Here is a 23,804-nt window from a genome sequence, read left to right on the forward strand (position 1 = left end):
ATACCTCTAGAATTGAGTGATTTTTTCATTAATTTGTTGACAAATGTTTAAAAGATCTTTCAAGGTGGACTCGTTGATATAGTTCTTTATATTTTCCCATACAGAAGGATCTGAGTATCGAACCCCTGAACACCAGCTGTTTATAAGGTTTTCGACTTCTGGAGATGCGTTTACAAAGAAAAGGGGAATGTTTGTTGACTGAGGGAACATTGCGTCACGAAGAACCTGGTTGTTTTGAATCATTCTAAATAATTCTTGAAACTTATGCTGTTCAATTGCGCAAAGTCCCTCAATATTTTCTAGAAACTCTATTTCGTCATCGTCTAATCTGCTCCATTTTCCGTTGTGTCTTTTAGTGCCAGTTCGTCTTAGGATGACCTGTCCATTTTTAGTTACTTTTCGAGGATAATAATCAACTCTTGTAAATTCTGTAAACTCCTTGATAAAATCTGTAACGTCATATTTATCAGGGTCGAATTTTATTCCACGCTCTCTGTAAATATCTCTTACATGTCTATATCCTACTTCGTAAATTTTAAAAACTATAAAAGATTCAAAAATATAACCCGATAAATAGAAGATGTCTTTTAAGAGAAGCTCCTTTTCTTTCAACTGGCTTTGTTTTTTCTTTAACCATTCTTCTTTTCGTATTAATTCGTTATGTACTCTTCCTAATAGATTCTCTTTTTGGCTCATTAAAATTTTTTTCGTTTCTATGCGAGTTTTTCTTCGCAGAAGCCTTTCCTCTGTGGCCCTTCTTATGCATTTCCAATAGTTTATTTGCTCTATTAGGGAGGCTTTTTTTGTTAACAGCGAATGGATGTCCTCTAATAAATTCTTTTCTTTTAATTGTTTGGTGTTATCAATTAATTCAATTTCTTCTTCCCTTTGGCGTATTGAGGTTCTTATAAACTCAATACGTTTCTTTCTTCGCTCTAGCCATTTCGCTAGGATTTTTTTTTCACTTGTCCAATTGTTTGTTTGCTCTATTAGGGAGGTCTTTTTCGCTATTAGTTTATGCTTGTCTTTTAATAATTTTTTTTCTTCTTTTAATTGTACAACATTAGCTTTTAATATTCGTTCTTTTGTGAGAGTTTCTGACCAGTTTATACTATAAAAAAAGCATTGGCATGATTCCAAATGCCTTCTAGCTGTGTCAAGATACTCTTTGTATTTCATACCACATAATATATCTATTTTGGTGGACAAAAGATTAATAATCGTATAAAAAATTTTTCCGTACGTCTTGGTAACTCTTTTTTTGTCATTCAGAGTGGAAAAAGTCATTAAAAAGCCCGGAGGACGGATTTGTAGTGTCCATCCTCGCGAACTTCAACAATTTTTGCCTTTGTAAGCTGCTTAAGAACCCTGTACAGTTTTTTGCCTCGCCAATGCAGTTTACCTTTTATTGCGCTGTAGGTTTTCCATGTCTGGAGAACCTCAAGAACAATTTCAAAGCTTTGCTGCCTTTTACGCGATGCTCGCGTATTGGGCAATCCAAGAATGTTGCACTTGTCCTTCTCGGAAAGATTCTTGTAACCAGCCCCATCAGCGTAATGCGACATCAATACGATGCTGCAGTCATCAGAGGTTTTCTGCTTTACAAGATTTTCGAAAGTATTGTGCAACATTCGAGACATGTAGCCGGCGTCGCAAGTGGAAGCTAGCTTTACTAGGCGGGTAAGGGAAGGAGAAAGAACCTTATCCCGTTTATTGTAGAAACTAGCCTCCGTGCCGTCGGACATCAAGATGAATCCTGAAATTTGATTCAAGTTCCCCTTGATAATCTTCATGCTTGCGATGGCGTCGCTCGATGTCGTAAAGACTGTGGTATTTGCAAACTCACCGTTTTCTGGGTGGGAGGCTACATGTACCTTGTCGTTTTTGACGTATCCGATGACTCCATCGCCAATGTGGCAAATGACGAATGTCCCGGCTTTTTCTGCGACGAATAGTAGCGTAGAAGCGAGATCCTTTACCGTGCAACCTTTTTCTTGACAGAGGTTATTGAGGCTATCGCCAACGATTGCGAGAATATTCTGCTTTACAGAGACTCCGTCTTCGTTGATTATGGCGTCAAAGTTGTCTGCCATGTAGTCGCAAATCGTTTTCGTAACGGTTTCGGCTCCAAAGTGAGAAAGATAGGCGGAGCCCGCCCCGTCGGCAAGGGCGCATACGGTGCATGATCCCTTGACGATGGAGTAGGTTTTGTCTTGGCAGGGGATACCCGTTTTCAGGTGGCCCTTGCCTTGCACGGCGCATTCCAATGTACACCACATTACAGTTCCGCCCAACCTTTGATGCCGTCTACGTCCAGCTGGATCTTATCGCCCGGCGTTGACTGGGAAACTTTTGACACACTCTTGCTGAGCCATGCGAAAAATTCCCGGAAGTTCAGCCCTTGCAGCTTGAGGGGCGGACGCTTCGGAGAGAACCTTGCCAGCACATCCATATCGGCCTCTTCGCTGATACCGATGGGGAAGACCGTCAGCTTGCGCTCGTTGACCATGTCGCAGGTACGCTGAATGGCCCTAGAGAGTTCTGAGCTATCACCATTGGGTCTGCCATCTGTCATCAAGACAATCCACGGCTGGTAATAATCCACACCGCTGGCCTTGTATTCGGACTTGCGTTGTTCCAGCATGTCGAGTGCCATGTTCATGGCCTCGCCCATGGGGGTTCCGCCATTGGCGTAAAACTCGGGCGTTTCAGACTGTTGCTCGAGGGTGTTGAAGTCTACTTTGCGAGAAACTGTGCCACCGAATGTTACGACCGAAATCTCGGCAGAGTACAGGGCGGTTTCATCGCTGCGAACTGCGTTGTAAAACAGGCGCACGCCTTCACTGAGTTCGTTGATGGGGTCACCGCTCATCGAACCGCTGGTATCCAGAACGAGGCATACCGGCACGCGGGTAGAGGGGTTATTTTCGAGGTCTTCGAGGTTCATGAGATTTTCATTTTTCATGATGTTTTTCCTTTTGGGTTTGTGTTTTTTGGTTTTCGAATTAATGGAACAGGCAGCTAAAAAAACTGCGAGATACGCTTTGAGAGGTTCGTCTTACTGGAATTCGTGAAGCGCGTTTTTTCAATTGATGGCAAAGCCACATCTTTCGTTGACACTCCATACAGATTCCCTCTTTGCAGAGATGGGACTTGTCGACGTCTTCGCCGCATCGGGGACACTTGACATAGGTGGCTCCCATCTGCTTCTTGAAACGAGTGGGGTAAATTTCTTCCGACATTTTGTCCTGCTCGCCCATTTTTCCCGTATCAAGCAAGCCTAGATAGGAGTTGAGTTTTTTGTGCCATTCTAAGGCGCTTAGTCGAGTACTTTCGGTAGAATATTTACCCCCTTTGCTGAAGGTCTCATAGAATGCCTCTTTTAGGTATTTTGGCAGGTGGCTCCACAGGAATCTCCAGGGACCATTGGGAGTTTTCTTGTTGGATTTCTTTCCAAGGGGGTACGAAAAATCCATGTTGATGATGTTTCCCTGAGAGGTTTCGCCTCCTTTCTGGTTGTATGGCATTTGTCCTGTCACCATCAGAGAGAACAGTAGGACTGCCACGGCAAAATTTTCGTTGCCTATGGTACGAAGGTAACTGCTGTACGTTTCTTTTTTTTGAAGTTCTGGAGCGGTAAACGGAATGATTCCTACAGCACACGGATACCCATCCACTTGGTAAGAATCGCAGTCTACAAAGTAAACCTCCTTGGACGTTCTAACAAGAATGTTGTCCGGATTGATATCCCCCAGAATGATTCCCTTTGAATGCAAGTAACCGATTCTTAGCAAGATGTTTATGCCAAGCTCCACCAGGTCGCGTTTCCGCCAGTGAGGAAATTTCTTCTTAAGAAGAGGCTTGATGTAAAGATTGCGAAGTTTTACGCCTTCTGCCTTCTCCATCAGATAGCCTACAAATTCGTTTTTTGAATTGTAAAGCAGAGCCTTAGGGAGGCAGATTCCGGGGCATGCGAGTCCCATACGCAGTAGCGCCTGGAGTTTTGCTAGCCTGTGCGTTGTTGTCTTTTCGGGCTTATAAACCTTAGCCACGTAGGGTGTATTCGTCTTGAAAACAGAGCCTTCGCCACCTTCACCCAATACAGAGCCAAGCGTTACAGACTGTTGGTTTTGCGTATGCAGAACATCGCCTGGCTTGACAACTTGGGACACAGGGAGCCTTCGATCAGAGCCAATTTTTTGCATGGACCTATTCAACGTCGGGTTCATCATTGTTCTCCAAGGATTTGTCATTGTGAGAGTTCGTCTTTCCAAGTTGGTGCGAGAGGGCATCTGGCGGGCAGATGGCGTTCATCGCAATGACTTCACCGAGTCTTCTGCAATGCGATAAAGGATCATCGGGGAAAATAATGTCGTATCGTTCATTTGTGAAATCCAATTTCGTTATCAAGGAGTCAGACGAAACTTGTTCCAGATATCTTTCGTTATAGACTCGTTCACGGTGTTTTTCGCCTTTATTTTCAGAGAAAAAACCTTTAACTTCAAAAGTATCGTTGCCAAAAAAGGCGTGCAAAGTCAAATCATAATGGTTCAAATTTTCTTTAGTGGTCATTGTAATGAAATAACGACAGGCATCATCGCTAAACCAGTCAATAATAGTGTTGGTATCGCGCCATTCCAATTGAAGAAGGTCTATTTCATTTTGGTTGATTGGAGGCATTCTGTGATTTTGGGGCACCTTTTTCACGAAGACATAGCCGGTGGCACTTTTTGTTTGGAGTAGTAGAAGTATACTTCCGTTATGGTTGCGTAGACACCTGTAACCGAAGGGAAACGTGCGGATCAATTGTTTAGATTTCATAGAATAAGGGCTCCTTTGAAAAAAATGATGAAAAAAAAGGGGTGGTTCCCGTTTTACTATGCGCAGGGAACCTTGGCGCTTTTCTCGGTGATCCACAACACTACTTACCGAGTTTTTCTGCGGCTTCCTGAATCGCCTCAATGATCGGCTTTGCCGCATCAATAAGGGTCTTCGCCACTTCAATCGCTTCTTTGACTTGCATAGTCTTTCTCCTACGATTGTTTCACCCCTCTCCAAGCGCGGGGGCACACGCATGTTCACAGAGTGCAATGCTTGCACTAAGCACGTTCGCTGTCTTTCTTGCTCATCTTTTCGTAGATGGCGATGGCTGCAGCAACGATTTCAAGTACCATGAGGACTTGCTTCATTGTTGTTTCTCCTACAGAAGATTGATGCTCTCTGTTTACCATGCGCCGAGAGCGTTACGCTATCACCCGTATTACGGGTTATGTTTACGGATCAAACAGACTGCCGATACCGTTGAGAACATCGCATACGCATTCCCCAGCAAATTCAACGGCGTCTCCTGCAAGTTCAAGTGATCCGTTGAGGATTTCGTCAGAATGTTCCGCAACCGCGTTAGCGATGATTGCACCGACTTCTGTTCCGATTGTTTTAGCGACGATTTCGATCATTGTGAATCTCCTTTGGTGCACCTGCACCGGTTCTATCTATTATATCAGGGCTTGGTATTGGTTCTACAACCATTTTTTTTGAAAAAAATGAGAAAGTTTCACTTTTGTTTCCAGCTGTTCATAAAATCCTTTACATGGGCATTCGCCATGGAATTCGCCAGAGATAGGGGAGAGACCCCGACCTTGTTTGCGATGTTCATGTTGGCACCTTTTTTTAGCAGTTTTTCGATCAGTTCGGTCTTGTCCTTTGACTTGAAAACTGCGTAGAAAAGAGCCGTATTGCCGATGCTATTCTGTTTATTCACGTCAATTTCATTTTCAAGCAGAAAATCAACCATCCGCGGCCTTTCATGCAGAATGCAGTACATCAGGGGCGTAAATCCGTTTGAATCTACTTGATTAAAAACGGTTTCCTTCACAAGTTCCACAAACCATTCGAAGTCATCTTCGATTATCGCGTTGACAATGCGTTCCATAATTCATCTCCTACTTTTTTGTTTACACCACGGAAGCTATCAATAGTCAGCCTGACAGCCTCCCTTGCGTGACTCCGATTCCCTGCCATGCTTTCAAGCTGGTAAAGAGACGGGTCTCGCATTTTTTCCTTAAACGCAGATTCCGTAAGACCGTTCATAAAGGCTCGTTGCAGTTCGTTTGTGTACTCGCGACCTGCGACATGCCCCATTTCTGGCGTACCAACGATTTCTGCACCATCAATTGCATCTATATAGTTTCCGGTTTTGGGATTATACTGTCCATTTGCTCTAGCCAGGCTTTTCACTTCTTCCGTTGTGTAATAGCTAGGCTGCGCCCTGCTTTGCCCCTTTATGAGTGCAGGGCTGTACGGATCGCAGTAAGACTGCAGTTCACCATCCTTTATGTACCCAAGAACGCGGCCCCTGTCATTGTACACGACAAAATTATCTTTGTACTTGGCAACTTTTGCAACTTCATGGCCGGACTTGTCAAAAATCGATGCGGAATTTTTTCCGACATAATAGATGTCATCAGCGTTTTCGACTCCGGCAAAACGAATCGCCTTGCCAATTTCAACGCCTTTCGCGTTAAACACAAGCCTAGACTTCGTGTATACATTACCTTCGACGGCAATTGCATTCGAAAACGTTTTCACCGCCGAATACGATTCAAGAACTGCTCCCGTTAAAGCCCCTATTAGGTAGCCGTCGGCGGTGCCGTTTATGGTTTCGTAGAGTAATTTTTCGCCACGTCTGCCTTGCGCATACGAGATTCCTGCGGACAGAAGCCCGCCCACTGCACCGCCGCTAAATGCAGCAATGGTAGTCGCCTTTGCAATGACCAACAGGGAAACCGAAAACACCTGCCCGCCAGGGACCACCCAAGAAACAATCCATACGGTCCCAACAATGGCCGTGCCCACGCCAAACTTTGCAATAGCCGCGCTGTAGCAACGCGCCACTTTTTTTTCCTGTTCGGCACGGTTTAAAGAATATGTCAGGAAATCTTCTTTTTGGGACCACTGCCAGTCTGCAAGATACCTGATAAAGTCCGCCTTTGTTTTCGGGTCGGCAGCCAAGACTGTCTTATGCCATTTTCCGAAAATTCCAGAAACAGATGACTCTACAATGCTGTATTCAGAACTTTCCGAAACTGACTGGGTGATATTCTGAAAACCCTTTTCAGCGATAACTTCATAAACGCCGAATTTGCTTTCCCCTTCACCGAAAACCGTCAAGCTTTTGTCATAGATGGATTTCTCGGCATCAAAAGCCTTCTTGTCGGGATTATATATGGAAAGGCTTTCGTCTACAATACTTTGCTCGGCATCAAAAAGCTGAACATGATTACTGTAGATGCTTTTCGAGGAGTCGAACAAGGACTGCGAAAAGCATTGGGGACAGAGCATAAGGCCCCAAAGGGCAAAAAGGGCGCACTTCATTTTACCTAACCACCTGAATTGTATAGTGCTTCATGGAACTCGACATAGAGAACGGGTTGTATCCGCCCTTGACATATTTGATGGTGTCTTCACCAGAGGTTATTTCTCCAGCGGAAACCATATCCTGAACGGATTTCGAAGTAAAAGGAAGATAGGAGGATTTCGTCCTTTTATGACCGTAGAAGGATATATCCACAGGCAAATCAGAACCAACTTGATTACTTGAGATGGTCATCTGGATTTCGACCATACCCTTCCACGCCTCTCTTACCGGAATGAGAAATTCCGCGTAGTCATACCCCTGAGAAATTGCAGAAATCGGCTCATCCTCGGACTTAAAGGTTTGCACACCGTCAAACGCAGTGAGTTTAAAACTTGTTTCAGGAATCTTTATGATACAGCGGATGAACTCGTTGTCACTATCTTCACCGTCCGTATCCAGTGTAAAATTATACCTGAGATTAAGCTTGCCGCTAGGAATCCTTGAATACGGAACCAACGCGGACGCCACATCGGTATAGGACATACCGCCGGGCACCTGGACGTTTTGCAAGACATTTACATGGTAGTCCTCGGCAAAGGCTACCGCCTGAAAGACGAACAGGCAAAGTGCGAGCAGGGTAATGTTGATGAATTTCTTGTTCTCCATAACGAAATCTCCTTTTGTTTTTGAGAGGTTAAGGGCGGCATCGCTCCACATGAACTATGCGCAACGTTTTAAAATTGCACTTGGACGCTTCTGCGGAATCTGCGCTACGACAGCATCAATGACTGCCTGCACATTGTAGCCCGTCTCTGCCGAGAAATATACCGGTGTACGGATAGAAACGCCCGCTGCCTCGTAAACACGCCGTTTGACCGAATCTGCCTTGTCGCGCAGGAACGAATCAAGCTCCGCGTCAGGCCTATTATTCGCGGGATCCCAATGTGTCCCTTTCATGGCGATATCGGCTTGATTGATTGCTACAAGAATACGGTTTTGTTCAATATTGGGAACAATCACCTCGTTCAAGAGCGAGTAGCACGAACCCATATCTCGAATGCCACCTTCGAGCACCACCAGAACTAAATCCATAAAGAGGCAGAGCTCGCCATCCTTCTTGTATGTCTTCAGCAGCGAATCTACGATTTTTCTCTTGTGCCTTGCATCTGCAGCAGCACCATCGCCAAGACCCGGCGTGTCCCACACACGGAAACGGTTGCTAAGCGAATGTTGGCGCACTTCCATTGTTTTGGGATCAACTCCCGTACCCACTTTGGCGACGGGTTTACCCATAAGGGCATTCACGAGTGTGGATTTGCCTGCACCTGTAGCGCCCACAATAAGCACATCAAGCGGCAGGTCGTCACCCACACGATGGTAAATGTCGTTTTCACGGTAGTTCAAAAAGTTCATTTTCACTCCTCTTGGTATTTTTTAATGATTCTGTATATTATATCAGGGCATAGTCCTGATTCTACAACCAATATTTTGAAAAAAGGTGGTTCCCGTTTTACTATGCGCAGGGAACCTTGGCGCTGGAGGCTATTTGGTCTATCTGTTGTTACCAGCCGAAGAGACCGCCGAAGACCGACTTGACGCAGCTCTTGATTGCACCGAAAGCTCCACCGATGATGCGGCCACCGAAACGGCCTACCGCGCGACCAAAGCTACCGAAGCAACTACCAAGGCTTTCGCCCACGTCGGCACCGATGTCGGCACATTCCGAAATAGATTCGGCAATGTCGTCCATGATGCTGTTGCGGTAGTCCTTGAGCTCGTCGTCATCCTTCCACATTTCACGCTTGCGGTTGATGTTGTTCACGTAAATCGTGCGCTTTTCCTTGGGCGTGTAGTGGATGATCTGGTAGAGGAGTTTCGTCAGGTTGTAGGGGCGCTGCGGCTTGTCTCCATCCTTGTAGCCTGCGCTATAGTAGATGGGGTCCACATCGACACCCGTACTTTCCTTGATGCGCCTTTTGACCGATTCCACCTTTTCTTCGAGGAAGCTCTCCAATTCGGGTTCGGGCTTGTTGTTCTCGCGGTCCCAGCCACGGCCTTTCATGGCCATGTCGGCCTGGTTGACTGCCACCAAGATGCGCCCCTTGTCCTCGCCCAAATTCGGCACGATCACGTTGCTGATGAGTTCGAATGACGTGCCCATGTCGCGGGAACTGCCATCGAGGATCACCAGCACGAGGTCGATAAGCGGGTTGCCGTCGCTGTCGCGCTCAAGGAGCTTTTTCGTCAGGTTTCTCGCGTGACGATTGTCGGCTTCCTTGCCGTCGCCAAGCCCCGGGCTGTCCCACAGGATAAGGTTACCGAGTTCGTACCTCTCGATATCCATCGTCTCGGGATCCACGCCCACGCCTACTTTGGAGACGTCGGCATCGAAGAGCGCGTTAATCGTGGAGCTTTTGCCGCAACCCGTGGCGCCGGTGATGAGCAGGTTCACCTTCCTGCCCTTGAGCAGCAGCAGGTTGGCAATCAGCTTGCGCTTGATGGCCTCGGGAAGGGCAGACGACTCGATGTCGTGTTCCATTTTGTTGATGAATTCTTGATTGTTTTTCATTTTTGAACTCCTTTCCTTGTTGGTGTTTTTGTATCGGTTCTGTTTATTATATCAGGGCTTGTTTTGGGTTCTACAACCATTTTTTTGAAAAAAGTGAGGCGGTTCCCATTTTCCCATGCGCAGGGAACCTTGGCGCTTTTCGACCATGTTTATTCCCTTAAACTTTCAAGGAATTCCACTTGGCGTCTGTCTGCAATTTTCTTCTTGACCTTTTTGAGGGCCTTGCTGACGGCTTGTTGTGTGATGTTGAGCTTTTGTGCAACGTCACCCTGGTTTTTCGCCCTTTCTTGAATCCAGGTTGTTAGTATCTTGTGAGCGGAACATTGGGAAGGGACCGATTCTAACACCGTTTTCATCATCTCAACATCACTGATTTTCGGTGAAGCTTGTTCGTGGTTATCGGTGTCATACTGTCGCCAAACGATAGCGTTGCCGTATTTGACATATCCTCCCAAGGAAACATTGCCCTCGCCTCCGTAGCACCTCATTGCCTTTTGGGCCTCGTTGGCGTCATATCTTTTTTTGCACAGTCCCTTAAACCGCCACTCAATTTTGCGACTTACCCAGGTTTCAATGGACCCCCTTGACGGATTGTGAGTGTTCCAAGCGTCCACAAGAGCGAAAAATGCTTCCGAAAAAACAAACCTCTGTTTCCGCTTGTTGTGATCAGGCAGTTTTGCCATCTCGTAATCAAATGGGTGCTTATTGAAGTGGATTAAAGCGGACTTTTCGAACTCTTCTCTACAAGATTCGTAGATTGAACTGAAGGAGGGCTGGTCCGCTTCCTTCAGAGTTCTTTCAACCAGGGCGTGCCGCGTGTTTTTTTTGTTCAGCATCTTCTATCTCCTCCGCACAATGGCGGCGAAACGATATCAGGGACATCCTGATTTCGTAATAGGTTTGGCTCTTCAGAGCGAATGCGGTAAAGAGCTTATATCGCCCGAATTTCTGGTTTCAGGCAAACCGATTAGATAGAAGAGCCTTTTTGCCGTAGGCGAACGGGCTCGAGTTTAGCGCCTCCGAGCGGGGCGTGAGATTCCTAAAGAATCTTGCCAAGAATGATTGCTGCGAGCAAAAGCATTTCAGGCCTCCTTGTTAGGGTGAATCCAAGTAACGATGATGTTGTTATGGGTTATGCTGCAGAAGCGATTTTCATCTTCGCGATGGTTGCGTCTGTGGCGACCGATGTATAGCGATTGAAAAACTTCTCCTTCGCAAAACCGACTTCTTTCATGGCGTCTTCAAAGGGCGTGCTCATGAGTGGTTGACTGTAGCGGTATTCGGCTTGACCATTTTGGAAAAGTCGCCCATCCGGAGCAATCATCAAGTAGCTTTCCATCATTGCTGCGTTGTCTTCCACGAAAATGTGTTGGCTAGGCGCGCCATCTGACGCGAAAAGATCCTCACGGTAGTTGTTGCGCAGGAACGAGAAAAATTGCTCGTCAGTAACCCCCTTGCAACAGCCAAAGGGAACTTGACGGAGAATCTTGTATTTTGAGGCACCAAGAGCGGCGACCTTATCTACCAAGAACTCGTTGTAATTGTTCTGATTGACGACTGTGTTCACCTTGATTCGGATTTTCGGATTGATGGCGCGGAGAGTATCCAATTTGGAAGCGATCTCTTCATAGCATAAGGTCTTGCCGTGGCAATGGCGGCCAATTTTGAGATTGGTTTCGTGCGAGAAGGAATCAAGAGAAACCCCAACCTGCGAAAGCAAGCGGGCAAATGGGAAGATGTTTTCTAGATGGCTCCCGTTGGAGATGACGGAAACCTCGGCGCCGTAAGCGTGCGCCGTTTTGGCGACAAATTGAATTTTGTCTTTAAAAAGGACTGGTTCTCCACCGACAATGCTTAGGCGCCAGGGTGCAGCTGATTCACCGAAAAGGTTCCGATGGAATCTGGCGATGTTCTCGATAACCTTGCGTGCATTCGTGGGATCGTTCCAAGCTTCGCCTTGGCAGCTCCATTTAGAATAGCACCCCTGACAACTATAGTTGCAGGCTTCGGTAATATGCCAATTGATGACAAGGGGGAGATTGGCGTTCTTCATGGGATCCTATCCTTCTAGGCCCCGAAACCGCTTCAACCAACCTAAACTAACCTCCCGCCTAGGTTGCAAAGCGGGCTATGGCCAACTGGCCTAGTTTTTCGAAGCGGTCCCGAATAGAGACCTATGTAGTTCTTAATAAGATCCCGTTCCGAAGAACGAGCGGCAAAGCGTAGTTTGCCAAAATCTGCAGGTTTCTCCACAGATACCCTTATTATAGATTTTTTTCAGGGCATTGTCAAGAATTTTTTTCATTTTTTTTGAAAAAGTGATATATTACACAAAAAAGAGTTTTTTGGTTGTTAAAACATTAAGGAGGTGAAAATGGAAAATCCGTTTGCTGGCTATGGTTCTATTGTAAAAGGTTCCCGGTTTGTTGGGCGAAAAAAAGAAATTCAAAAGTTAAAGGCCTGTACTTTGGGTGATGAATATGGTTGTGTTGCGATTATGGGACTTCCGAGAATTGGAAAGTCTAGTTTAGCTTGGCAGGTGTTCAAAGAAAATGAAGAAATGCTGAATAAAGAAAATACGTATGTTATATGGCAGGCGATGGCGACGTTAAGCACCAATATGCCTAACACGTCAACTCTCTTCTTTAAAAAAATGGTTTTGGATTGTGATGACGAATTAGAGATAAAAACTAATAGCGATTCTGATTTGGCTAGTAGATATAAAAAAATTGTTGAAAAAGTTGTTTGTCCGTTAAAAACAGTGAATGATGAAGAGTCTATTAGAAGTTTAGTTCTCAAATATTTTAAATTTGTAAGGAAGATACTGAATTTTAAAATCATATTTGTTTTAGATGAATTTGATAGTGTTAAGGATTATTTTGATGTAGCAGATTTTCAGCTATTGAGAGAACTTGCGTATAATCCAGATTCAAAATTATGCTTGGTAACATGCTCTAGAAAAACCATTGATGAAATTGAATCAAAAGATGGTGCGATTTCAAATTTTGCAGGGATTTTCTCTGATTTGAGATTGGGCGTCTTTTCTGAAGAAGATGCGAAGGAATATTGGACGCGTTATCAAGAATTCTGGCCCATCAATAATGATTATATTTCGGATGTTTTTTATTTAACGGGGAATCATCCGTGGCTTATGGATGTAGTTAATTTCCTTTTATTTGATTGTGGAACAAAGGAAAATGTAAAGGGAAATATTCCATCGTTAAATCTTATGAATAATTTGGACGGCATTGTGTCTACTTTGGAAAAAGAGAATCTTCTTAATGCCGCGATTCAGGTTGTTATTGGTCCTGTATTTGATGTTAATCCAAAACAAATCGAACAATTGGAACGGTATAATTTTATTCGAAAAATACCAATTGCTGAAAAGGAAAAAATCTTTAACGGTTCCTTAGTTGGTCCACGGTGGAATGACTATGCATATGTATGTTTTTCTGATTATAGTACGCTAGATTTTCGTAGAAGATTTTATGCTAACTTGCCTTATTTTTCTATATGGTCGGAAACCGAGAATATGCTTCGTCATTTGGTAAAAGATTTTTTGGATAAACAATATGGTGGTGCTGGCTGGCAAGAAAAATTAAAACAAGAGCTACTAATAAATCCACCAAATAAGCACTTTAAGTTGGAAAATTGGGAAAAAAATATTAGTGACTTGAAGTCAAATAAAGATAGGCTTGTAGAACAGTTCCCTGTAATGAAAGAATATCATCTCGTTGATTTTACGCTAACTGCCCAAATATTTGATATTTTTATTCGTCCTAAACATACATGGTTCAATCAATATGTGTTTAAAGGTGAATGGACGTGTTGGAATGATAAATTTAGTTTTTTAACGAAACTGAGAAATCCTATTGCACATAATAATCCTTTTGATAAGTTAGATAAAGAAATAGAAAATGCTAGAGAATGTTGTCAAGAAATAAAAAATGCAATTTTTGAGTATGAAGGACATTTGAAGAGTAAATAGTTTTTTTCGTGTAAGAAATGAATGTTGTTTGATAATTTTTTTGTAGAAAAGTGCTATGTTTGATTTTAAAATTATAAAAGAAAGATGTCGAATTGGCGATACTTGTTCTTTAGAAGATTCTAAAGGAGTGTTGTATAAGGGCGAAATAAAAAACATACGCTCAAATACTCTCGTTATAGAAACTGAAGCTGGTCAAGAAAAGGCGTTCTATGGGGGTGACATAACACATTTTGAATTGATTGTATTGAATATAAAAAACGTTCATTTTGATACTATCCATAGACCTAATCATGAAATTATAATTTCTAAAAAAAATATAAGCGCGAAAAAGGGAGACCTTTCTGTCCCTCAAAAAGTACGTCCATACGAAACCAATAAGAATCAGTTTTTTTTGTCAAAGGTAATTCCTGCTAATGGTGAAATCAAGGATTTTGCAAAAAAATGTGGGTATATAGAGGATTTGAAAAGTCATGAGTTGATAGAATTTAGGTTGAAAAATATTTTAGATTTTCAAATTGATGATGTAGAAAAGTTAAAAGGGAAATTAATTGTTTACTCATATGAAATAAATAAAATAACTGGGAAAAAAACGGTTTATGTGCATAGTGGAGGAAAAACAGTAAAGGAACTTTTTGAGCTTATACACGAATTGACAAGTGAAGATAATTTAAGAGTTGTCACATCTGATAAAATAAAAGCTGCACGAGATAGAATAAAAGCTGCACGACAAATTCTTTGGCATACTAAAATCGTTGTGGGAGAGAATATTGCGATAGAAAAAGAAAAAGAATATTTAAGAAACGTCAAAATGGCGTATGAAAAACTAGTTAAAGAATATGATATAGCGCAATATGTACTTTCAAAGAAAAATTATAGATCGGCATTATGGCATTTTGAAAATTGCATAAATAATAATGTAAGAAAAGAAGAGTCTATAAAAAATGTAATTACAACATTAATGCAGGCCATCGCCGAAGATAGTGAATCAAAGAACTTTTTTTTTCAAAAAGCTAAAGCTATTTTGCCTTCATATGAAAGTTTTCTTACGAAATCTATTTCTGTGCTGAAAATATTTGAAGATGTCTATTACGCTATTGGTGATTATGAAAATTTTCTTCGGATTGCCAACCAGTTGCTAGATAATGGCAAATTCAATTTAAAAGTATGGCAACGAACGCAATTAATGGAAAAAAAAGCAAAAGTACTTTATTATAAACTTAATGATGATCAACTTGCGTTAAGCGTTTTAAACGATATATTAGAAATAGATTCTGAACATAGAGGAGCGCAAGAACTCAAAAATGTTATCATCAATTCTAATAGTCAAATTTTGAGAAATGAGACGGAAGAAAAAACATCTGAAGTAATGCAAGAGCCCCTAATTAGTGGCATAAGTCCTTATATTCAGGCGATTCTAGATAATTATAATGACTATTATGGTATTTCTGCTGTTGCGAGAGAATTTAGAAAATTTGACATTTCAACACTTTACCAAATCCGAAAGCTTATACAGAATACTCAAGGTCGAGCTCAAGAACGCGCAAAATATTTATTGACTGAAGCGAAGTTGATGCAAGTTGTAGAGCCCGAAAATGGATTGGAATTTAGATCTAAAATGGCTGCATTTTGTAATGATATGGCAACACATCATATTCTTGAACAAAGCAACAATGATGTTATTAGATTCTTTTACAATGAGGCCTTTGCTCTTGAAAATAGTGCAGAAAAATTAAAAGCGCAGGTAGCATATTATTTATTGACAGATTGCTTGTCTCAGGAACAACTTATCAATGCTGTATTACGAAAAGAAAGTGGAGCGAGCATAAATTTTGCATTGCAATGTTTTTTTACATCAAATTTGAGTATGCAAAAATGGTTTCATTTGCTGGCAATGTTGCTGTATAACACGGATATTGCGGCAAGTGTTATAAAACAAATGTTTTGCCATGATAAGTACAGGAATCAAGCTGTTACGATATTGCGAGAATGGAAGTTTGAAATAGATTATTCTTGTAATATGGAAAAATTTGATAATATATGGAATGAAGCTCGAAAAAAACTAAATCTTGAAATAAGACAAATGGGGGATTTGTTGCTCACGATTTCAAACTACAGCAATCTTGAAATCATGATTGAAAAGTGGCATGAACCATTGATAGCTTGTAAAAATAAGTCTTGGCTTTGTGAAATGGATCGAAAAAGACTAGGATACATTATTAGCAACATATCTTCTGCAATAGATGATTTTATAAAGGCATCGGGTTTTCGAAATAAGGACTCTAATTATACATATGCGCGTAGTCAATTAAATTCGCTTACTGAAGAAATTAGAAATTACCCAACGAAGTTATCATATGAAACGTTCCTTCCGTTGTTAAATACGACTTCTAATCTTCTAAAAAAAGCGTTCGACGATGTTGTAAAAATGAGTGAACCAAAACTGAATATTGATCTTTTGTCGTCAGAAACGGTTGCAGAACAAAATGGTCAAGTCACATTGCAATTTCAATTATCAACGAATAAGAATTCTTCTCCTATTCGCGAAATTACAATTTCTGTTTTAAATACGGATGATGTAAAATGTTTGGCATTTGACGATAAATACACAAATCCAATAGAAGGTGGTGAAGCCCATATTTTCAAAGTTGATATTTGTGTTTCTGAAAAAGTTAAAGAAGAAAAAGCTGTTTCATTGAATGTTATATGCAAGTACAAAGTTGGTGATATTCAAAAAATAGAACAGGTGCAACGTTCGTTGGAACTTTATTCTTCAAATGAATTTGAAAAAATAAATAATCCCTATGCCGTTTTTGCTGATGGTGGTCCCATGATTCCTAATAAATCAAAAGGAATGTTTTTTGGCCGAGAATCATTTATTGAAAATATCGTTGAAGCCATTAGCAATTGTCCTTCAAAACAAGTTATTATTTATGGACAAAAGAGAAGTGGAAAATCTTCTGTGTTGAATTATTTGCGTAAGAGTTTAATGGATACGGGTGAAGTTTTTTGCATAAGCTTTAGTATGGGGGAAATTATAAAAGACATTTCGGAGGTTTCCTTCTATTACAAAATTTTGAGTTGTATAAAAGAAGAATTGGATTTAAAAGAGATCGCAGGAGACGTGGTTCCTCACTTTGACTTGCCTTCAAAATCAGAATTTAAGAAAGAAGATGAAGAAAATCCGGTTAACACATTTATAAAATATATAATCAAATTTAAGGTTGCCTGTTCTAAAACTTTGGGATGGGAAAATAAAAATTTGGTTGTTATGATAGATGAATTTACTTATATGTATACAGCAATAAAGCGAGAACAAGTTTCTGATTCTATAATGAAACAATGGAAGGCCGTTACACAAAATGAAAGAGCTCAATTTTCTGTGGTCCTTGTTGGTCAAGATGTGGTGCCGTCCTTCAAAAAAGAAGGCTATGCTCGCAATGCTTTTGGTGTCATTAAAGACATTCGGTTGACGTATTTAGCTAAAGAACCAGCTAGAGATTTGATTGAGAAACCTATTTTAGATAAAGATGGTTCTAGTCGCTTTGTGGGGAACGCTGTGGACCGTATACTTGAATACACGTCCAGGAATCCATATTATATCCAAATATTCTGCGATAGATTGGTTGATTATATGAATGAGAAAAAAATAATAAAGGTAACCGAATCCGATGTTTATGATGTCGCGCAAACATTTGTGAAGGGTGAGCAGGCGTTGACGGAAGATAAATTTGATAATCTTATTAATGCAGGAGAGGCTGAAGATTTACAAGAATATCCACAGAGTGAGATTTTAAAAATTTTAAGAAATATAGCCATTAACACAAAAAATAAGCCATCTGTTTTAAAATGTGATATCAATGCGTTAGATGATAAAGAAAAAGAAAATAAAATTCTCAAACATCTTGTTGATCGAGAGGTGCTGGAAAAAGAACCTAATGATCAATATAGAATTAAGGTAAAAATGTTTCAAGAATGGTTGTTAAATCACTAAATTGGCTATTATGAAGACTTTGTTTAGCTTAATTAGAAAAACGTATTTAAGAAAACAGTAATTGGTTTAAGAGGGTTTTTGGATTAATTTCTTTCCTCTGTATACATCCTCCATCGTTTGGTTCAGCTACATTTGGCTTCATTTTGAAAATGAAGCTACTTGACATCACATATAGTATAAATGTTAAATGCCCTTATACACTCCCGCGGCCTTCTCGAACTTTTCTTTGAACCAGAGCCTTAAATCTCGCGGTTCTAGGATGTCGGCGTCGCTCAGGAATTGCGGAAAGTATACCTTTGCGAGTTTCTCGGAGCATTCGAAGGTGTAGGTGCCGGCGTCGTTTACCTCGGCGGTTGCGGCAGCTTGCGCTGAACCGCTTTCGCAAACTTTGGCGATCACTTTCGGGCGGTTGGTGGTGAGCTTGTTGTAGCGCTTGGCGCCATCCTCGGTGAGTCGCACCTTTACCTGCTGCCCATAGCACAAAAACGGGTCGAAGTGTTCGTGGAAAGTTTCTGCCTGGCGTGAAAGTTCGAATTTCTGGCAGTGGAACGCCTTGCTTGCGGTGTCGGGGGCGACTCCCCGGATGTGGCAGAGCCGCAGTGAATGGAATCGCTCGCCGGCAGCGGCGCACTCTACTTTGTCATCGCACACCACCATGTATGCCCGCACCTGCGACGGCGAGAACGCCAAGAAGCACGGCGAAACGCACTTCCGCTCTCCGCGGTAGGTGAGCGAAACGTTGGCGCGGGACTCCGCGGCGGCGGTCAGTTTGTCCAGCTCGGTGCGGAAGATAAAGCATTCTCGCTTGCCGCGGGGCATGTTCACGTAGCATTCAAAGTAATAGCGGCAAAGGGGCGCAATCTTGGTGCCTACGTTCTTGGCGAAGGAATTCGCGAAGTTCGCAAAGCTTTCGCCGGGTTGGTTCAGCGTGAACTGGAGCGGGGGCACGTTCTTGTACAGCGTATCGTCCGTACCGATTTTGGTCGGATCGGGCGGCGTAAATTCTGCATAGCGGGCGAGTATCCTGTTGCAAAGATCGCTCAGGCTTTTCAGTCCGTAGTCCTCGACGTCCAATTCCATCTGCGAACGCAGCAGGTGCGACACGGCTACCTTGATTTTTTGAGAGATGCTAATCATACCTTAAAGATAGTTTTCGCAAGCGAAAAAAGGAATGCATCGACCCTAAAAACGAAAGTTCCATTTTTGAAGTTGCCGTTTGCGTTTTTTCAATAAAAAGGGCAAAATCCGTAAATATGCGGTTTTTAAAGGTTTCGGCTTGTAGAACAAAAAAATAATGCCTATTTGAGCAAAGAACGCTCGTGGCTAGATTTATTCAAAAACAAAGGAGTACATTATGGTTAAAAATGCAAACACCAAATCGATTGAAGCTGTAGAAGTCGAAGAGGAAGAATCCGAAGGCCTGCTATTCGGCATTATGGACGATATTTATGACATTGCTCATGACCTGTTTCCCGATGCCGTCGAAAAGTTCCATGCGAAGGTGGGTGATGCCCTGGAACGCGCTGCCAATTATATGGAAGAAATTGGCCCCTCGTGGGAGGCCGGCTGCAATCGTATTTATAATAAAGTAATGAACTTCCTAGATGGTGCTGAAGAGAAGACCATGAAGGCAATCGACAAGGTGCAGCACAGTCCCATCGGGGCCGCGATCGACCGGATTTACGAACGCAATCATTGCGACTAAGCGCTGCGTTTCATACTGCTGGTTTCCCTGAACTTGTTTCAGGGCCAGCGTCGGCATGTTACTTCTGGTTCTTTTCCCGCTTGATCTGCTTTAATTGCGCGAGCCTTTCGCCGAGTTGCTTTTCCTTGCCGTAGGGCTTGGGCTCATAGATTTCGACGCCTTCGAGCTGCTTGGGCAGGTGTTCTTGGGCGGAGTAGGCGCCGGGGCTGTCGTGGTCGTACTGGTAATCGATTCCGTAGCCTAACTTTTCGCCGACCTTCGTGACCGAATTGCGGAAGGCGCGAGGTACAGGGAGCGTGCCTGTCTGCTTCACGATTTGGTCGGCTTTCATTCCCGCAAGTTCCACGCTGTTGCTCTTGGGCGCAAGCGAAAGGTAAATGGCGAGCTCGTCGAGGGCGATGAGTCCTTCGGGGATTCCCATAAAATCGTAGGCTTCGCGTGCCGAAGTGGCGAGCAGTAAAGCGTTCGGGTCGGCAAGGCCGATGTCTTCCATGCTCATGCGCATGAGTCTTCGCAGAATGAATCGCGGATCTTCGCCGCCTTGCAGCATACGGTGCAGCCAATAGAGGGCGGCATCGGGGTCCGAGCCGCGAACGGACTTGTGCAAAGCCGAAATCAGGTTGTAATGTTCTTCGCCGCCCTTGTCGTAACGCAGGGGCTTCTTGTACTGGAATTCTTCCAGGAGTTTTTCGTCGATGACTTTCTTGTCGCCTAGATTCTTGCCAATCCATTCGATTTGATTCAGCAGGAATCGTGCATCGCCATCGGACTGTGCGATTAACTTGTCTACAACAGCTTCTTCGACTTCAACATCCTTCAGTTGAAGCCCACGCGGATGGTCGCGGAGAGCGCTAAAAATCAGCGTGCGCAAATCTTCTTTGCTTAAGGGCGCAAATAAAATCAGCTGGCAGCGGCTAAGCAAGGCGCTGTTGACCTCGAACCCCGGGTTCTCGGTGGTGGCGCCAATGAGCGTCACCGTGCCGTCCTCGACGGCACCCAACAGCGCATCCTGCTGCCCCTTGTTAAAGCGGTGGATTTCGTCGATAAAGAGGATCGTGTCCTTGAACATCGCCTTCATCTTGCGGGCATCCGCTAGGACTTCCTTGACTTCTTTGACGCCGCTGGCCACCGCAGAAAGTGCCACGAACGCCTTCTTGGTGTGCTGGCGAATCACGTGGGCGAGGCTCGTCTTTCCGCAGCCCGGCGGGCCCCAGAAAATCATGCTCGGTACGCTGTCGTTTTCGAGACTCTTGCGAAGCAGGCTCTGCTCGCCCAGAATCTTGTTCTGGCCTAAGAACTCATCGAGGTTCCTGGGGCGTAATCTTTCGGCGAGCGGCTGGTCCATAAGTCAAATATACAAAAGTTGCGCAATCTTTGTAGATCCGGGAAAGGGCCGGTATGGATTCGTGAAGAAAAGATTATATTTAAAAGCGTCATTTGTACAGCATGGAGACAAATATGAAATTCACGATGCCCCTTGCCGCGTGTGCGGTTGCGTTCGCCCTGGTTGCATGTTCCGATGATGGAGATGGCGGAACTAACGGGTTCCATTTTTCCAATAACGATGCGGATTCCTATAGCACTTCCGATGACGAATCCATTCCGCTAAATCCGAGTAGCATTTTGCCTGGCTCTGACAAGGGAACCGTAGAATATGAAAAGGAATATTTGTGCCCGATCGAAGGCTATGATGCGACGGCCAAATCGTCCTGCAAGATATATTCGGACGGAAACAGCATCTCTCTAGTATTTAATGTATTCGGATCGTATGACGGCGAATCGCTTAACGTCGTTATGTCTAGCATAGCCGATCTTGATAAGCTGGAAATGGATATGAACATAGTTGCAGATGCAGTCGGTGGCAGCGATATTAAGAATTATTCGAAAGAAATGGTGAGTGATCTCTGTTCTGAGTATAAACAGGCTTTGGGCGCGCAAGGCTCGGCAGATTGCAGTAGTAACAAGGCGTATATCCGTGCGCCTCTTCGCAATGGACTGGGGCGTAGCGAGCTTATAGAAAGCTGGAAGGAACTGTGTCAACAGGGGTGCAATATCTTCTAGGTATCGCGGGTTATCCTTCTACAAATTCAAGTTTGCTAAAACCGCTGGGCAGGTCGCGGGTGGGGCGGCCACCCTTGGTCATGCAGTGTAGCGTGGACCCCGTGGTGCAGAGCGTACCGTTCACGAATGCCTTGTATTCAAAGCGGAACTTGAGGCTCCCTTCGCGGACAAGCGTCGTCTCGATGTCCACGAATTCCCCGTAGTGGGTGGGCTGCCTGTAACGCACGGAGAGCTCCAAGACAGGGGCTGCAAAGCCTTCGGCTTCCATTTCGGCGTAGCCTGCGCCAACGGCGCGGAAGAATTCGGTGCGGGCCTGTTCAAACCAAATGGGGTAGACGGCGTGGTGTACAATTCCCATCTGGTCGGTCTCTGCGTAGCGGACGTCAATCCGCGCGGTGTGCTTAAAAGTGCAAGTTTCCATGGTTTAAATATACAAAATCGTAAAATTCACATGTTTTGACAAACTATTTACTATATTCCAGACGGACATTTTTTTTTGAGGGAATATGACTATGAACAAAGTTATTCCAATACTTGCATCTGCTTTGGTGTTTGCCGCTTGCTCTTCCGACGACTCTACCGGACCTTCTGGGCCCAGTGGTGAACTGAAATACAGCCGCACCCTTACGAAGGGCGATGCCGCAGCCATGGAGTGCAAGGTCTATGCATCTGACAACTCCGTCACGATCTCCATGAATATGGACCTGGTCACCTACAACTCCACGATGACGACGGTCATGGAAACGACGTTGGGCTCGCAGGCGTCGAGTTATGTCGCCGATATCGAAATGACGGGAATCCTGCAGGCCCAGGTGGAAGACGGCTGTGAGGAAACCAGGGATGGACTTGCGGCCCAGGGCGGCAAGGTGACCTGCACCGAGTCAGGCGTCCATGCGGTGCTTGATCTCCCTGGCGTGACTGACGCGGCAAGGATGCAGACTATTATTAATGGTCAGGTCCAGGAAGGCGTAGAGCGGTGCGACGATTTCTATAAGTCGACCAAGAATGTGTTCATTGAATTCCCCGGCGAGTGGGGAGGGGATGTCGAAGGCGTCTATTCTGGCGAAAAGGCTAGTTCTTGCGATGTGAACCTGGAAAACGGCGTATTGACGGTAGAAGTCGTCTACCCGGACAAGTCTGCCCGGATGCAGGCGGTTGCCGAAGGGGACCTGTTTACCGTTACGGAAACTTACACGGGCATTGATGGTTCGACCCAGTACGAGATATGCGCGAACTACACGAATGACTCCGATAAGATAAATGTCTCCTGTTCGTTGGGGTCGTTCACGTACACGACGACCTCGGATGGCAGCACGCTTGAGGATATGGCAGTCCTTCAGCGCAAGGCCGTCTGCCCGGCGCTCCTGTCGGGTGAAATGACGCTCGAGGACATGTGGTCCGAATAGAATTGACCTAACTCGCTGAAATAGAATAATTTAGGGCCTTTTCCGATTCCGGAAGAGGCTTTTTTGTGTTTGTTGAACTTATTCACAATCTATTCACATTATTTAGCCTATCGTGTGTACATATTTATGAGAAAAAATGAAAAAAAATCGTAATTTTGGCGTTTTTTCATTGACAAGTTGGACTAAATCTTATTAAATTTGGCACACTTCTATGTTCAGCAATGAATTTAGGATGTGCCAAAGTAGCTCAGCTGGTAGAGCAGCTGATTTGTAATCAGCCGGTCGTAGGTTCGATTCCTATCTTTGGCTCGACATAAATGGGTCGTTGCCCGAGTGGTTAAAGGGGACGGACTGTAAATCCGTTGGCTTACGCCTACCGTGGTTCGAAACCACGACGGCCCACGATAAAATGCCCGCTGATGCGGAGAGCGCGTCAGCGGGCTATAAGCCCAGGTAGCTCAGTGGTAGAGCACTTCCTTGGTAAGGAAGAGGTCTCGGGTCCGACTCCCGATCTGGGCTCTCACTAATTGGAGATAGAATCATGGCAAAAGAACATTTTGACAGAAGCAAGCCGCACTGCAACATTGGCACCATCGGCCACGTTGACCACGGCAAGACCACTCTGACCGCCGCAATCTGCACGACCCTCGCTGCACGCGGCCTCGCCGCCGCCAAGCGTTTCGACGAAATCGACAACGCTCCCGAAGAAAAGGCCCGCGGTATCACG

General features: G+C 44.1%; 22 protein-coding genes and 3 tRNA genes. 9 read left to right on the forward strand and 16 right to left on the reverse strand.

The window, feature by feature from the left end; translation table 11 throughout:
* Positions 1-6: 6 nt before the first annotated feature.
* From ACKI61_RS10825 to ACKI61_RS10885, 13 genes are all read right to left on the reverse strand, one after another.
* Positions 7-1,179 (reverse strand): hypothetical protein, encoded by a 1,173-nt coding sequence (locus tag ACKI61_RS10825; protein WP_407457718.1) that lies wholly within the window; start codon positions 1,177-1,179, stop codon positions 7-9.
* A 107-nt stretch (positions 1,180-1,286) separates the two neighbouring features.
* Entirely contained in the window at positions 1,287-2,279 is a 993-nt protein-coding gene (locus ACKI61_RS10830) for a PP2C family serine/threonine-protein phosphatase (RefSeq protein ID WP_407457719.1), read from the reverse strand.
* Complete coding sequence (locus ACKI61_RS10835) at positions 2,279-2,965, reverse strand: vWA domain-containing protein (protein ID WP_407457720.1); 687 nt, start codon at positions 2,963-2,965, stop codon at positions 2,279-2,281. Before ACKI61_RS10835 ends, ACKI61_RS10830 begins: the two co-directional genes overlap by 1 nt.
* Before the next feature lie 40 nt (positions 2,966-3,005).
* A complete protein-coding gene (locus ACKI61_RS10840; protein WP_407457721.1) occupies positions 3,006-4,172 on the reverse strand; it encodes a protein kinase domain-containing protein in 1,167 nt (388 codons plus the stop codon).
* 37 nt (positions 4,173-4,209) lie between these two features.
* The gene (locus ACKI61_RS10845; RefSeq protein WP_407457722.1) at positions 4,210-4,821 is read right to left on the reverse strand and encodes a hypothetical protein; all 612 of its coding nucleotides are present in this window, start codon (positions 4,819-4,821) and stop codon (positions 4,210-4,212) included.
* Between the two features lie 452 nt (positions 4,822-5,273).
* A complete protein-coding gene (locus ACKI61_RS10850; protein WP_407457723.1) occupies positions 5,274-5,456 on the reverse strand; it encodes a hypothetical protein in 183 nt (60 codons plus the stop codon).
* A 98-nt stretch (positions 5,457-5,554) separates the two neighbouring features.
* Positions 5,555-5,932: an ankyrin repeat domain-containing protein gene (locus ACKI61_RS10855; RefSeq protein ID WP_407457724.1), complete on the reverse strand. Its 378-nt coding sequence runs from the start codon at positions 5,930-5,932 to the stop codon at positions 5,555-5,557.
* Entirely contained in the window at positions 5,908-7,311 is a 1,404-nt protein-coding gene (locus ACKI61_RS10860; protein WP_407457725.1) for a GH-E family nuclease, read from the reverse strand. Before ACKI61_RS10860 ends, ACKI61_RS10855 begins: the two co-directional genes overlap by 25 nt.
* A gap of 64 nt (positions 7,312-7,375) precedes the next feature.
* Entirely contained in the window at positions 7,376-8,023 is a 648-nt protein-coding gene (locus ACKI61_RS10865; protein WP_407457726.1) for a hypothetical protein, read from the reverse strand.
* A gap of 54 nt (positions 8,024-8,077) precedes the next feature.
* Positions 8,078-8,770 carry a GTPase family protein gene (locus tag ACKI61_RS10870; RefSeq protein WP_407457727.1) on the reverse strand — a complete coding sequence of 231 codons (693 nt, stop codon included), beginning with the start codon at positions 8,768-8,770 and terminating at the stop codon, positions 8,078-8,080.
* Positions 8,771-8,918: 148 nt separating this feature from the next.
* The gene (locus ACKI61_RS10875; RefSeq protein WP_407457728.1) at positions 8,919-9,926 is read right to left on the reverse strand and encodes a GTPase family protein; all 1,008 of its coding nucleotides are present in this window, start codon (positions 9,924-9,926) and stop codon (positions 8,919-8,921) included.
* Between the two features lie 149 nt (positions 9,927-10,075).
* Positions 10,076-10,762: a hypothetical protein gene (locus ACKI61_RS10880; protein WP_407457729.1), complete on the reverse strand. Its 687-nt coding sequence runs from the start codon at positions 10,760-10,762 to the stop codon at positions 10,076-10,078.
* Between the two features lie 296 nt (positions 10,763-11,058).
* A complete protein-coding gene (locus ACKI61_RS10885) occupies positions 11,059-11,979 on the reverse strand; it encodes a viperin family antiviral radical SAM protein (RefSeq protein ID WP_407457730.1) in 921 nt (306 codons plus the stop codon).
* Between the two features lie 321 nt (positions 11,980-12,300).
* Here ACKI61_RS10885 and ACKI61_RS10890 point away from each other — a divergent pair, with 321 nt between their 5' ends.
* Positions 12,301-13,914, forward strand: coding sequence for an ATP-binding protein (locus ACKI61_RS10890; protein WP_407457731.1), 1,614 nt, complete (start codon positions 12,301-12,303; stop codon positions 13,912-13,914).
* A 55-nt stretch (positions 13,915-13,969) separates the two neighbouring features.
* Positions 13,970-17,905: a hypothetical protein gene (locus ACKI61_RS10895; RefSeq protein WP_407457732.1), complete on the forward strand. Its 3,936-nt coding sequence runs from the start codon at positions 13,970-13,972 to the stop codon at positions 17,903-17,905.
* Between the two features lie 183 nt (positions 17,906-18,088).
* Here the strand turns inward: ACKI61_RS10895 and ACKI61_RS10900 are convergent, their stop codons facing one another.
* Positions 18,089-19,042, reverse strand: coding sequence for a WYL domain-containing protein (locus ACKI61_RS10900; protein WP_407457733.1), 954 nt, complete (start codon positions 19,040-19,042; stop codon positions 18,089-18,091).
* Between the two features lie 217 nt (positions 19,043-19,259).
* Between ACKI61_RS10900 and ACKI61_RS10905 the strand changes: the two genes are divergently transcribed.
* The gene (locus tag ACKI61_RS10905; RefSeq protein WP_407457734.1) at positions 19,260-19,610 is read left to right on the forward strand and encodes a hypothetical protein; all 351 of its coding nucleotides are present in this window, start codon (positions 19,260-19,262) and stop codon (positions 19,608-19,610) included.
* A gap of 58 nt (positions 19,611-19,668) precedes the next feature.
* Here the strand turns inward: ACKI61_RS10905 and ACKI61_RS10910 are convergent, their stop codons facing one another.
* Positions 19,669-20,955 (reverse strand): replication-associated recombination protein A, encoded by a 1,287-nt coding sequence (locus tag ACKI61_RS10910; protein ID WP_407457735.1) that lies wholly within the window; start codon positions 20,953-20,955, stop codon positions 19,669-19,671.
* 113 nt (positions 20,956-21,068) lie between these two features.
* On the opposite strand from ACKI61_RS10910, the gene ACKI61_RS10915 reads away from it, so the two are divergent.
* Entirely contained in the window at positions 21,069-21,671 is a 603-nt protein-coding gene (locus ACKI61_RS10915; protein WP_407457736.1) for a hypothetical protein, read from the forward strand.
* Between the two features lie 10 nt (positions 21,672-21,681).
* Here the strand turns inward: ACKI61_RS10915 and ACKI61_RS10920 are convergent, their stop codons facing one another.
* Entirely contained in the window at positions 21,682-22,092 is a 411-nt protein-coding gene (locus ACKI61_RS10920) for an acyl-CoA thioesterase (RefSeq protein ID WP_407457737.1), read from the reverse strand.
* A 91-nt stretch (positions 22,093-22,183) separates the two neighbouring features.
* Between ACKI61_RS10920 and ACKI61_RS10925 the strand changes: the two genes are divergently transcribed.
* The 5 genes from ACKI61_RS10925 to ACKI61_RS10945 form a co-directional block, all read left to right on the forward strand.
* A complete protein-coding gene (locus ACKI61_RS10925) occupies positions 22,184-23,077 on the forward strand; it encodes a hypothetical protein (protein ID WP_407457738.1) in 894 nt (297 codons plus the stop codon).
* A gap of 236 nt (positions 23,078-23,313) precedes the next feature.
* A tRNA-Thr gene (locus ACKI61_RS10930) sits at positions 23,314-23,386 on the forward strand.
* Positions 23,387-23,396: 10 nt separating this feature from the next.
* Positions 23,397-23,479: transfer RNA gene (locus ACKI61_RS10935), tRNA-Tyr, on the forward strand.
* 45 nt (positions 23,480-23,524) lie between these two features.
* Positions 23,525-23,596, forward strand: a tRNA-Thr gene (locus ACKI61_RS10940).
* Positions 23,597-23,618: 22 nt separating this feature from the next.
* The coding region (locus ACKI61_RS10945; protein WP_407457739.1) for a GTP-binding protein at positions 23,619-23,804 on the forward strand (186 nt) is incomplete at its 3' end.

Source organism: Fibrobacter sp. (assembly GCF_045601785.1).
Lineage (GTDB): Bacteria > Fibrobacterota > Fibrobacteria > Fibrobacterales > Fibrobacteraceae > Fibrobacter.

Coding starts and splice junctions, on each gene's coding strand:
- ACKI61_RS10825 (WP_407457718.1), bottom strand. CDS start 1,179: ATGAAATACAAAGAGTATCTTGACACAGCTAGAAGGCATTTGGAATCA.
- ACKI61_RS10830 (WP_407457719.1), bottom strand. CDS start 2,279: ATGTGGTGTACATTGGAATGCGCCGTGCAAGGCAAGGGCCACCTGAAA.
- ACKI61_RS10835 (WP_407457720.1), bottom strand. CDS start 2,965: ATGAAAAATGAAAATCTCATGAACCTCGAAGACCTCGAAAATAACCCC.
- ACKI61_RS10845 (WP_407457722.1), bottom strand. CDS start 4,821: ATGAAATCTAAACAATTGATCCGCACGTTTCCCTTCGGTTACAGGTGT.
- ACKI61_RS10850 (WP_407457723.1), bottom strand. CDS start 5,456: ATGATCGAAATCGTCGCTAAAACAATCGGAACAGAAGTCGGTGCAATC.
- ACKI61_RS10855 (WP_407457724.1), bottom strand. CDS start 5,932: ATGGAACGCATTGTCAACGCGATAATCGAAGATGACTTCGAATGGTTT.
- ACKI61_RS10865 (WP_407457726.1), bottom strand. CDS start 8,023: ATGGAGAACAAGAAATTCATCAACATTACCCTGCTCGCACTTTGCCTG.
- ACKI61_RS10870 (WP_407457727.1), bottom strand. CDS start 8,770: ATGAACTTTTTGAACTACCGTGAAAACGACATTTACCATCGTGTGGGT.
- ACKI61_RS10875 (WP_407457728.1), bottom strand. CDS start 9,926: ATGAAAAACAATCAAGAATTCATCAACAAAATGGAACACGACATCGAG.
- ACKI61_RS10880 (WP_407457729.1), bottom strand. CDS start 10,762: ATGCTGAACAAAAAAAACACGCGGCACGCCCTGGTTGAAAGAACTCTG.
- ACKI61_RS10885 (WP_407457730.1), bottom strand. CDS start 11,979: ATGAAGAACGCCAATCTCCCCCTTGTCATCAATTGGCATATTACCGAA.
- ACKI61_RS10890 (WP_407457731.1), top strand. CDS start 12,301: ATGGAAAATCCGTTTGCTGGCTATGGTTCTATTGTAAAAGGTTCCCGG.
- ACKI61_RS10895 (WP_407457732.1), top strand. CDS start 13,970: ATGTTTGATTTTAAAATTATAAAAGAAAGATGTCGAATTGGCGATACT.
- ACKI61_RS10900 (WP_407457733.1), bottom strand. CDS start 19,042: ATGATTAGCATCTCTCAAAAAATCAAGGTAGCCGTGTCGCACCTGCTG.
- ACKI61_RS10905 (WP_407457734.1), top strand. CDS start 19,260: ATGGTTAAAAATGCAAACACCAAATCGATTGAAGCTGTAGAAGTCGAA.
- ACKI61_RS10910 (WP_407457735.1), bottom strand. CDS start 20,955: ATGGACCAGCCGCTCGCCGAAAGATTACGCCCCAGGAACCTCGATGAG.
- ACKI61_RS10915 (WP_407457736.1), top strand. CDS start 21,069: ATGAAATTCACGATGCCCCTTGCCGCGTGTGCGGTTGCGTTCGCCCTG.
- ACKI61_RS10920 (WP_407457737.1), bottom strand. CDS start 22,092: ATGGAAACTTGCACTTTTAAGCACACCGCGCGGATTGACGTCCGCTAC.
- ACKI61_RS10925 (WP_407457738.1), top strand. CDS start 22,184: ATGAACAAAGTTATTCCAATACTTGCATCTGCTTTGGTGTTTGCCGCT.